We start from the raw sequence: 10,476 nt of genomic DNA on the forward strand, positions 1-10,476 counted from the left end.
TCAGCCTCGGGTCTCTCCTGCACGGTCAGAACTGGTAGTCGACCACGAGCGGGGCGTGGTCGGAGAAGCGGGTGCCCCAGCTGGGGGCGCGGTCCACGACGGCGGTCGTCGCCCGCTCGGCCAGGCCCGCGGTCGCCATGTGGTAGTCGATGCGCCACCCGGCGTCGTTGTCGAAGGCCTTGCCGCGCATGGACCACCACGTGTACGGGCCCGGCACCGGCCCGGCGAGGGCGCGGTGCACGTCCGTGAAGCCGAGCTCGCCGAAGAACCGGTCGAAGTAGGCGCGCTCCTCGGGCAGGAAGCCGGCCTTCTTCACGTTGCCCTTCCAGTTCTTGATGTCCAGCTCGGTGTGGCCCACGTTGAGGTCGCCCGTGACGAGGGCGTGCCCCTCCCCCGCAGCCAGCTCGGAGAGGCGGCGGACCATCTCGTCGAGGAACCGGTACTTGTCCACCTGCTTCGGGGTGTCGACCTCGCCCGAGTGCACGTACGCCGAGACCACGGTCAGCGGCGAGCCGTCCGGCAGGCGCAGGTCGGCCTCGATCCAGCGGCCGGCGTCGTCGAAGTACCCGTCGGCGTCGGCGATGCCCGTGCGGACCTCGCCGAGCGGGAACCGCGAGGCGATCGCGACGCCGGCCCGCCCCTTGGCGGCGGCCACGGCGTCCGCCAGGTGCACCTCGTCCCAGTCCTCGCCCACGATCTCGCGGACCAGCTGCGCCGTGACGTCCGCGGGGGCGCGCACCTCCTGGAGGGTGAGCACGTCCACGCCGCGGCCGGCGAACCACTCCCGCATCCCCTTGCGGTGCGAGGCGCGGATGCCGTTGACGTTCACGGTGGCCACGCGCACGGCGCCGTCGGCCTTGGGCGCCCCGGCGTTGGCGTGCACCACGGGCTCGCCCTCGGCGGGCTCGGGGTACGTCCCGGTGACGGGGTCCTTCTCGGGCAGCGCCGTCATCAGCCGATCACCGTCCCGCCCACCGGGCCCTCGGCGCCGCCGGCCCGGGACTCCTTGATCATGTCGCGGGCGTTGGAGGCCGTGATGTCGATGGTCTCCAGGGCGCGGTCCACCATCTCGCGGTCCATGCCCGCGCCCGCGGCGAGCTGCTCGCGCACCACGCGCACCTGCACCTGGGCGATCTTGAACGAGTGGTCCAGCTTGGTGTCCCGCAGGGGGTCCGCGGCCGGCGCCTGCGGGGCCACCGCGGGGGCGGCGGCGTCGGTGTCCCGGCCGCGCAGGGCGGCGACGTCGGCGCGGGCGTTCTGCATGGCGGTGTCCACCTTTCGGCCCGCGGCCTGGACGCCGCGGCGCATCTGCAGGTACACGACCACCGCGAACACGAGCCAGCCGGCGGCGACGGCGACCACGAGCCACCCGATCACGTCGTTCTGGTTCGCGGCGAAGATGATCGCCACGATCAGGATGACGATCATCGCGACGAAGCCGAGCGATCCCACGCGCAGGCCGGCGCGGGGGCCGCGGCGCGCGCCGTCGGGACCGGGGGTCAGGGACTGGGACATGGGTGCTCCTCCGGAGGGGCTCGTGGGGTCTGCCCTCCATCATCCCGCATCGCGGGGTGCGCTCCGAATCGGGCGGCCCGCGTCGGTGCCTATCCTGAGGCGATGACCCCCCGCCCCCCGCACCCCGCCGACCCCGCGTCCGGGGCCTTCACCCCTGACCAGCGCCGCATCCTCACCGCACTGCTCATGCCGCTCTTCCTCGCGCTGATGAGCGTGTCCGTGGTGAACGTGGCGCTGCCGGCCATCGAGTCGGGCCTGGACGCCACGAGCGCGGATCTGCAGTGGGTGCTGGCGGGGTACACGCTGACGTTCGGCACCGTGCTCGTGGCCGCGGGCCGCGCCGGCGACCTGTGGGGCCGCAAGAGCCTGTTCCTGGCGGGCATCACGCTGTACATGCTCGGCTCCCTGCTCTCCGGCTTGGCCGGGGACACCCTGCTGCTCAACGCGGGGCGCCTGCTCACGGGCCTGGGCGCAGGCGTGTTCAACCCCCAGGTCATCGGGTTCATCCAGTCGAACTTCCACGGCCGCGCCCGCGGGCGGGCCTACGGACTCTTCGGCACCGTGGTGGGCCTCGGCGTGGCCGTGGGGCCCCTGCTCGGCGGGCTGTTCCTCGGCGCGTTCGGCCCCGAGTGGGGCTGGCGCTCCACGTTCCTCATGAATGTGCCCGTGGGCCTGGCCGCCGTCGCGATGGGCGCCCTCTGGCTGCCGCCGCCCACCCGCGTGCACGGCCTGCCCCCCGCCCCCGGCCCGCGCGGGATCGCCGCGCTCGACCCGGTGGGCGCCCTGCTGCTCGGCGCCGGCGGGGTGAGCCTCATGGTGCCGTTCATCGTCCCGGGCACCGCCTGGCTGCTGGTGCTCGCCGCCGCGCTCGTGACGGCGTGGTGGCTGTGGGAGAAGCGCGTGAAGGCACGGGCGTCGGCCACCGGCGTGCAGCCCATGGTGGACCCGGCCCTGTTCCGGCGGCCGTCCTTCACGATCGGCGCGCTCGAGTCCACCATCTACCTGGCCACCATGCCGGCGGTGTTCGCGATCGTGGCGATCTTCCTGCAGCGCGGCATGGGGTTCACGCCGCTCGAGGCCGGCCTCGTGGGTCTGCCCGGCGCCGTCGTCGTGGCCTCCCTGTCCCCGTGGGTGGGCTCGATGGTGCAGCGGCGCGGGCCCGTGCTCGTGCTGCTCGGCGCCCTCGTGGGCCTCGTGTCGCTGGGGTTGCTCGCGCTCGCGTTCGAGCGCAGCGCGGCCGGCGCGTGGTCGCCGTGGATCGTGGGGGTGGGGCTGATCGTGCAGTCGGCCTCGCAGGCCCTGCTGCTCACCAGCACGCAGGTGCTGATGATGGACGACGTCGCCGGCCACGAGGCGGGGGCGGCCGGCGGCGTCGCCCAGACGGCGCAGCGCCTCGGCACCGCCCTGGGCCTGTCCGTGGTGACGGGAGCGTTCTTCGCGGCCCTGGCCGGCGCCGCAGCCGAGAGCGCCGGCCCGCCGTCGGCCACGGAGTACGCGCACGCGGCCTCGACCGCCATGGGCATGGTGGCCGCGTGCTGGGCGCTCACCGCCGCGGTCGCGGCCCTGGACGTGGTCCGGCGACGCCGCGCCGCGCGCGCGGCCTGACCGGCCCGCGGGGGCCTCAGCGCAGGAACAGCGCACCGAGCCGGCGGGCGGCGAGCCACACCCCGACGCCGGCCATCACCACGAAGTAGAGGACGTGGCCGGCGGTCGCCCAGCTCAGCACGCCCACCGCGAGCGCACGCATCAGCTCCACGGCGTGCCACAGCGGGAACACGCGGATCACCCACTGGATCGGCTCCGGGTAGACCGCGAGCGGGAAGAACGTGGCCGAGAACAGGAACATGGGCATCAGCACGATCTGGACCCAGTCCATGTGCTGGAACGTCTTCATCCAGCTCGTCACCGCCATGCCGAGGGAGGCGAAGCCCAGCGCCACGAGCAGGGCGCCGGGGATCATGAGCAGCGCCGTCCACGAGGTGACGAGCCCGGCCACGGTCATGACGATCAGGAAGCCGACCGCGTAGATCAGCCCGCGCAGCAGCGCCATCGCGATCTCCCCGAGCGCCACGTCCAGCGGGCCCAGCCGCGTGGAGAGCATGGTCTGGTACGTCTTCGCGTAGCGCAGCTTGAAGAACACGTTCCACGTGGAGTCGTAGATGGCGCCGTTCATCGCCGAGACCGCCAGCAGTGCGGGGGCGAGGTACATGCCGTACGGGACGGGGGTGCCGTCCGGGCCGGCCACGTCGCCGACCAGCGCACCGAGACCCAGTCCCAGGGAGGCCAGGTAGAGCACGGGCTCGAAGAACCCGGAGAAGAACACCACCCAGTTGTTGGACTTCAGGGACAGGAACGCCCGCTCCATCACCGCGCGCACGTTGCCCGAGTACGCGCCGGCCAGCGGGCCGCGGCGCACGGGGATCTCGGGCATGGGCGGCACGGCGACGGCGTGTTCCCGCACCACCGACGACGACGGCGCGGCCGGGCCCGCCTGCGCGGCGGCGGGTGCGACGTCGGCGCGGGCGGCCCCGGTGCGCGCGGCACGGCGGCCCAGGCGCGGGGCACGGTCCCGGCGGGCGGCCGTGACGGCGTCGCGGTCCGGGGTGCCTCGGACCCAGCCGAGGCGGCGCGTGTAGATCCGCACCGCGAGCCAGGCCCCGCCGAGCGCGAGGGCCAGCAGGAACGCCACATGCGCCACGGTGAGCCAGACCGGCTCGGCCATCCCGTAGGAGAGCACGCGGCCGAGCTGGGCGGCATGCCACTGCGGGGAGAGCCAGCCGATCCAGCGCAGCCACACGGGCAGTACGTCCAGCGGGTAGAAGGTGGCGGAGAACAGGAACAGGGGCATGACCACGAGCCGCTGCAGGGTGGCGAACTGGCCCTTGTCCTCCTTCAGGGAGGCGGCGAACGCCATGATCGGCGCGCCGACGGCGAGCCCGCCGAGCGTGGCGGTGAGGACCTGCACCCACGCCCACGGGCTCGAGACGACCCCGAACGCCAGCATCACCAGCAGGAACACGGCAGCCTGGAACACGAACCGCAGGCTCACGGCCGCGAGGTGGCCCAGGGCGATCTGCGCCGGAGACAGCGGAGTGGCCTGCGCCGCGTAGTACGTGCGCTGCCACTGGAACCCGCCCATCACCGGGTAGGAGAACTCGACGGACGCGGTCATCAGCGCACCCGAGGCCAGCAGCGCCGGGGCGATGAACGCGACGTAGGAGACCCCGCCCAGGGCGTCCTGCGGCATCCCGCCGCCCATGAGCTGGGCCAGGCCCAGGCCCATGGCCAGCAGGTAGAGCACGGGTTCGCCCAGGGCGCCGACGATCAGCACCGCGCCGTAGCGACGCATGTTCCGCAGCTGGTGCTCGGCGTAGAGCAGGACGCCGCGGCGCCTCACACGCTCCACGGACGCCGCCGCGGTGACCGGCGGGCGCAGCGGCTCGGCGGGCGTGGCGGACGGAGCCGAGGGCCCGGACCGCGGGCCGGGCGAGGCGGGGCCGGGGGTCGTCGTCGTGGTGGGGGACGGCACGGGTCAGTCCATCAGGGTGCGGCCGGTGAGGATGAGGAACACGTCCTCGAGGCTCGCGCGGCGGGTCAGCGTGGTGACGGGGGCGGGCAGGGCGCCCTCGTCGACGAGGCGCTGCACGACGTCGTGCAGGTCGTCCGCGCGTCGGGCGTAGACGAGGACGCGGTCCGGGAGGACCTCGACGCGGTGCACGACGCCGTCACCTGCGTGGGCCTGGACGGTGCGGGCCGCGGCCTCGTTGCGGTCCGCGCCGAAGCGCGCCTCGAGGACCTCGCGGGAGGCGTGCTCGCGGATGAGCTCGGCGGGGGTGCCCGCGGCCATGATCTCGCCGCCGTCGACCACGACGAGCCGGTCGCACAGCTGCTCCGCCTCGTCCATGTGGTGCGTGGTCAGCAGCAGCGTGGTGCCGCGTTCCTTGAGCCGGTAGAGGCGGTCCCACAGGATGTGGCGGGCCTGCGGGTCCAGGCCCGTGGTGGGCTCGTCGAGGAGGAAGAGGGCCGGCTCGTTGACCAGGGCGCGGGCGATCACGAGCCGGCGCTTCATGCCGCCGGAGAGGTCGGTGACCTTGGCGTCCGCCTTCTCGGTGAGCTGGGCGAAGGCCAGCAGCTCCTCGGCCTTGGGCCGCAGGTACGAGTAGGGCAGGCCGAAGTAGCGGCCGTAGATCAGGATGTTCTCCCGGGCGGTGAGCTCCTCGTCCAGGTTGTCCTGCTGCGGCACCACGCCCAGGCGCGCACGGACGGCCGGCCCGTCCTCCTCCGGGTCGATGCCCAGGATGGTCAGCTCGCCCGCGGTGCGCTGCGAGGTGCCCGCGAGCATGCGCATGGTGGTGGACTTGCCCGCGCCGTTGGGGCCGAGCAGGCCGAAGCACTCCCCGGGGCGCACGTCCAGGTCGATGCCCTTCACGGCGTGGAACTCGCCGTACTGCTTGCGCAGCCCACGGGCACGGATGACGGAGGCGTCGCCGGGGGACGCGTGCAGAGTGGTGTGACTCACAAGGCGACAGCATAGGCGCACCACCCGCCCGGACGCGCGCCGCCCCCTCGGCGACGAACCCTGCGATATGGCCCCCATCCGGGGTGGATGGGGGCCATATCGCAGGGTTGGTCGCGGGAGTGGGAGAGGTCAGGCTCCGGCCCGCTCCCCGGCCCAGTCCTCGCCGTCGGCGGCACGCTCGGCGGCCTCGACGACGTTCGCCAGCAGCATGACGCGGGTCATCGGCCCGACGCCGCCCGGGTTCGGCGCCATCCAGGCCGCCTTCTCCTTCACGGCCGGGTCCACGTCGCCCAGGACGCGCGACGTCCCGTCCTCCCCGGTCACGCGGGAGACGCCCACGTCCAGGACGATCACGCCCTCCTTGACCTGCTCCGGCTTCACCATGTGGGCGGAGCCGGCGGCGGCGATCACGACGTCGGCGCTCGCCAGCAGCTCGTCGAGGTTCGTGGTGCCGGTGTGGGCCAGGGTCACGGTGGCGTTGACCTCGCGGCGGGTGAACACGAGGCCGGCGGGCCGGCCGATGGTCACGCCGCGGCCGATCACGAGCACGTGCTTGCCGGCCAGCCCCACACCGTGGTGGCGCAACAGCTCGACGCAGCCGGCCGGGGTGCACGGCAGCGGCGAGTCCAGCTCGCCGCCGACCGAGGCCACGAGCCGCCCCAGGTTCATGGGGTGCAGACCGTCCGCGTCCTTGTCCGGGTCGATGGCCTCGAGCACCTTCTGGGTGTCCACGTGCTTCGGCAGCGGCAGCTGGACGATGTAGCCCGTGCAGGCCGGGTCCTCGTTCAGCTCGCGCACGACGTCGAGGATCTGCTCCTCCGTCGCGTCCGCGGGCAGCTCACGCTGGATGGACTCGATGCCCACCTCGGCGCAGTCGCGGTGCTTGCCCGCCACGTACTTCTGCGAGCCGGCGTCCTCACCGACGAGCAGGGTGCCGAGGCCCGGGGTGTGCCCGCGCTCGGCGAGGGCGGCCACGCGGCCGCGCAGCTCCTCCTTGATCGCGGCGGCGGTGGCCTTGCCGTCCAGGACCTTCGCGGTCATCGGCGGCTCACCAGCCCTCGAGGCCGTCGTACAGCGGGAAGTCCTCGGTGAGCTTCACGACGCGGGCGCGCAGCGCCTCCACGTCCGGGCTCGGCTTCAGCGCCTCGGCGATGACGTCGGACACCTCGCGGAACTCGGCCTCGCCGAAGCCGCGGGAGGCCAGCGCGGGGGTGCCGATGCGCAGGCCGGAGGTGGTCATCGGCGGACGCGGGTCCCACGGCACCGAGTTGCGGTTCACGGTGATGCCGACCTCGTGCAGGATGTCCTCGCCCTGCTTGCCGTCCAGCTGGGACTCGCGCAGGTCCACCAGGACGAGGTGCACGTCCGTGCCGCCGGTGAGCACCGAGATGCCGTGCTCGGCCATGTCCGGGGCGGTCAGGCGCTCGGCCAGGATCTGCGCGCCGGCCAGGGTGCGCTCCTGCTTCTCCTTGAAGTCCGCGGAGCCGGCGATCTTGAAGGCCACGGCCTTGCCCGCGATCGCGTGCATCAGCGGGCCGCCCTGCTGGCCCGGGAACACGGCGGAGTCGATCTTCTTCTTCAGCTCCTCGGTGGAGAGGATGAAGCCCGAACGGGGGCCGGCGAGGGTCTTGTGCACGGTGGAGGAGACGACGTCGGCGTGCGGCACCGGGTTCGGGTGCAGGCCGGCGGCCACGAGGCCGGCGAAGTGGGCCATGTCCACCCAGAGCCGGGCGCCGACCTCGTCCGCGATCGAGCGGAAGGCGGCGAAGTCGAGCTGACGGGGATAGGCGGACCAGCCGGCCACGATCACCTTCGGCCGGGCCTCGAGGGCCTTCTCGCGCACCTTGTCCATGTCGATGCGGTGGGTGTCCGGCTCCACCTCGTACGCGGCGATGCTGTAGTTCTTGCCGGAGAAGTTCAGCTTCATGCCGTGCGTCAGGTGGCCGCCGTGCGCCAGGGACAGGCCCATCATCGTGTCCCCGTGGTCCAGCAGCGAGGTCATCACGGCCACGTTGGCCTGGGCGCCGGCGTGCGGCTGGACGTTGGCGTGCTCGGCGCCGAACAGGTCCTTGGCGCGCTGGATGGCCAGGTTCTCGGCCACGTCCACGAATTCGCAGCCGCCGTAGTAGCGGCGGCCCGGGTAGCCCTCCGCGTACTTGTTGGTCAGCACCGAGCCCTGCGTCTCGAGGATGGCGCGCGGCACGAAGTTCTCCGAGGCGATCATCTCGAGCGTGCCCCGCTGGCGGCCGAGCTCGTCCGCGAGCGCCGCGGCGATCTCCGGGTCCACCTCGGCGAGGGGCTGGGTGTTGATGTCGGGCGTCTGCGTCACGGGGGTTCCCTTCGAACGGGGGTCTGTGCGGCCGGAAGGCTCCGGTGCCCTCCATCCTAGTGACTGGGCGCCGTCGTCGGGCCTGCGCGACGGCGGCCCGCGGCCCCGGCCGCCACCCTCGGCACCCGGTTCTTTTGACTGATTCAGAAATATGCCAAGATCGGGGGTGACGCCGCCCACCGCGCCGATCGGTGCGCGGCCGACGTCGATCGACGAAGGAGAGTTCCATGACGGAGTACCAGAAGACGACCCCGCACGCGACCGGTTCCACCCGCCAGAACGGCGCCCCGGCCGTCAGCGACCGCCAGTCCCTGACCGTGGGCAGCGAGGGGCCCATCGTCCTGCACGACACCCACCTGCTGGAGACCCACCAGCACTTCAACCGCATGAACATCCCGGAGCGCCGCCCGCACGCCAAGGGCTCGGGCGCGTTCGGCGAGTTCGAGGTGACCGAGGACGTGTCGAAGTACACCAAGGCCCTCGTGTTCCAGCCCGGCACGAAGACCGAAACCCTCCTGCGCTTCTCCACCGTGGCCGGCGAGCTCGGCTCCCCGGACACCTGGCGCGACGTGCGCGGCTTCGCGCTGCGCTTCTACACCGAGGAGGGCAACTACGACCTCGTCGGCAACAACACCCCGATCTTCTTCCTGCGCGACCCGATGAAGTTCACCCACTTCATCCGCTCGCAGAAGCGTCTGCCGGACTCCGGCCTGCGCGATGCCACCATGCAGTGGGACTTCTGGACCAACAACCCCGAGTCGGCGCACCAGGTGACCTACCTGATGGGCCCGCGCGGCCTGCCCCGCACCTGGCGTGAGATGAACGGCTACGGCTCCCACACCTACCTGTGGGTCAACGCCCAGGGCGAGAAGCACTGGGTGAAGTACCACTTCATCTCCCAGCAGGGCGTGCACAACCTCTCGAACGACGAGGCCACCAAGATCGCCGGTGAGAACGCCGACTTCCACCGCCAGGACCTGTTCGAGTCCATCGCCAAGGGCGACCACCCCAAGTGGGACCTCTACATCCAGGCGATCCCCTACGAGGAGGGCAAGACCTACCGGTTCAACCCCTTCGACCTGACGAAGACGATCTCCCAGAAGGACTACCCGCGCATCAAGGTCGGCACGCTGACCCTGAACCGCAACCCGGAGAACCACTTCGCGCAGATCGAGTCCGCCGCGTTCAGCCCGAGCAACACCGTGCCGGGCATCGGCCTGTCCCCGGACCGCATGCTCCTGGGCCGCGCCTTCGCGTACCACGACGCGCAGCTGTACCGCGTGGGCGCCCACGTGAACCAGCTGCCGGTGAACCGTCCCAAGAACGCGGTGCACAACTACGCCTTCGAGGGCCAGATGTGGTACGACCACACCGGCGACCGCTCCACCTACGTGCCGAACTCCAACGGCGACTCCTGGTCGGACGAGACCGGCCCGGTGGACGACGGCTGGGAGGCCGACGGCACCCTGACCCGTGAGGCCCAGGCGCTGCGCGCGGACGACGACGACTTCGGCCAGGCCGGCACCCTCGTCCGGGAGGTCTTCTCGGCCCAGGAGCGCGAGGACTTCGTGGAGACCGTGGCCGGCGCGCTGAAGGGCGTCCGCCAGGACGTCCAGGCCCGCGCCTTCGAGTACTGGAAGAACGTGGACACCGCGATCGGCCAGCGCATCGAGGACGAGGTCAAGCGCCACGAGGGCGACGGCATCCCGGGCGTCGAGGCCGGCGGCGAGGCCCGCATCTGACGGCTCCCTCCCCCGGCGGGCGCCCGCGCGCGCTCCGCTGAACGCACGGCGGCCGCTCCCTCGCACGAGGGGGCGGCCGCCGTCGTCGTGGGGCGAATGCCTTGGTCAGCGCTTGCCCCAGCGGCGCTCCTGCGCCTGGGACAGCTTGTCCTTGACCACCTTCACGACCTTGTCCTTGGCGGGCACGGCCACGTTGTCCCGCAGCGGGACGGCGACCTTGTCACGCACGGTCTCGAACGCGGAGGCCGCCACGGCGCCGGCCTGGGCCAGCTTCGACTCACCCTCGGCGTCCGAGGCTCGGGTCTCGTCGCGGTCCGCCCGCAGGTCCGGGAGGGCGGCGCCCTCGGTGTCGTCCTCGGCGGGCTCCTCAT

The 10,476-nt window shown here is 72.5% G+C and carries 8 protein-coding genes and 1 pseudogene; 2 read left to right on the forward strand and 7 right to left on the reverse strand.

The genetic code is table 11. The features are described 5' to 3' along the window. Positions 1-25 precede the first annotated feature (25 nt). Both D8M29_RS00960 and D8M29_RS00965 read right to left on the reverse strand, forming a co-directional pair. Positions 26-952, reverse strand: a complete 927-nt coding sequence (locus D8M29_RS00960) for an exodeoxyribonuclease III (protein WP_127435027.1) — start codon at positions 950-952, stop codon at positions 26-28. After that, a complete protein-coding gene (locus D8M29_RS00965) occupies positions 952-1,515 on the reverse strand; it encodes a hypothetical protein (RefSeq protein ID WP_127435026.1) in 564 nt (187 codons plus the stop codon). Before D8M29_RS00965 ends, D8M29_RS00960 begins: the two co-directional genes overlap by 1 nt. A 102-nt stretch (positions 1,516-1,617) precedes the next feature. Between D8M29_RS00965 and D8M29_RS00970 the strand changes: the two genes are divergently transcribed. Next, positions 1,618-3,120: an MFS transporter gene (locus tag D8M29_RS00970; protein WP_238693308.1), complete on the forward strand. Its 1,503-nt coding sequence runs from the start codon at positions 1,618-1,620 to the stop codon at positions 3,118-3,120. A gap of 16 nt (positions 3,121-3,136) precedes the next feature. On the opposite strand, the gene D8M29_RS14440 is transcribed toward D8M29_RS00970, so the two are convergent. From D8M29_RS14440 to glyA, 4 genes are all read right to left on the reverse strand, one after another. Beyond that, entirely contained in the window at positions 3,137-5,044 is a 1,908-nt protein-coding gene (locus D8M29_RS14440; protein WP_095347452.1) for an ABC transporter permease, read from the reverse strand. 3 nt (positions 5,045-5,047) lie between these two features. Continuing rightward, positions 5,048-6,034, reverse strand: coding sequence for an ABC transporter ATP-binding protein (locus tag D8M29_RS00980; protein WP_095347451.1), 987 nt, complete (start codon positions 6,032-6,034; stop codon positions 5,048-5,050). 129 nt (positions 6,035-6,163) lie between these two features. Continuing rightward, positions 6,164-7,075: a bifunctional methylenetetrahydrofolate dehydrogenase/methenyltetrahydrofolate cyclohydrolase gene (locus tag D8M29_RS00985; RefSeq protein ID WP_036338210.1), complete on the reverse strand. Its 912-nt coding sequence runs from the start codon at positions 7,073-7,075 to the stop codon at positions 6,164-6,166. 7 nt (positions 7,076-7,082) lie between these two features. Beyond that, positions 7,083-8,363, reverse strand: a complete 1,281-nt coding sequence (glyA, locus tag D8M29_RS00990) for a serine hydroxymethyltransferase (protein WP_127435339.1) — start codon at positions 8,361-8,363, stop codon at positions 7,083-7,085. A gap of 227 nt (positions 8,364-8,590) precedes the next feature. Between glyA and D8M29_RS00995 the strand changes: the two genes are divergently transcribed. Further along, positions 8,591-10,105 (forward strand): catalase, encoded by a 1,515-nt coding sequence (locus D8M29_RS00995; RefSeq protein ID WP_127435338.1) that lies wholly within the window; start codon positions 8,591-8,593, stop codon positions 10,103-10,105. Between the two features lie 105 nt (positions 10,106-10,210). On the opposite strand, the pseudogene D8M29_RS13565 reads toward D8M29_RS00995, so the two are convergent. Continuing rightward, a pseudogene (locus D8M29_RS13565) lies at positions 10,211-10,476 on the reverse strand (hypothetical protein); the annotation flags it as partial.

The sequence above is a fragment of the Micrococcus sp. HSID17227 genome (genome assembly GCF_003989405.1).
Lineage (GTDB): Bacteria > Actinomycetota > Actinomycetes > Actinomycetales > Micrococcaceae > Micrococcus > Micrococcus luteus.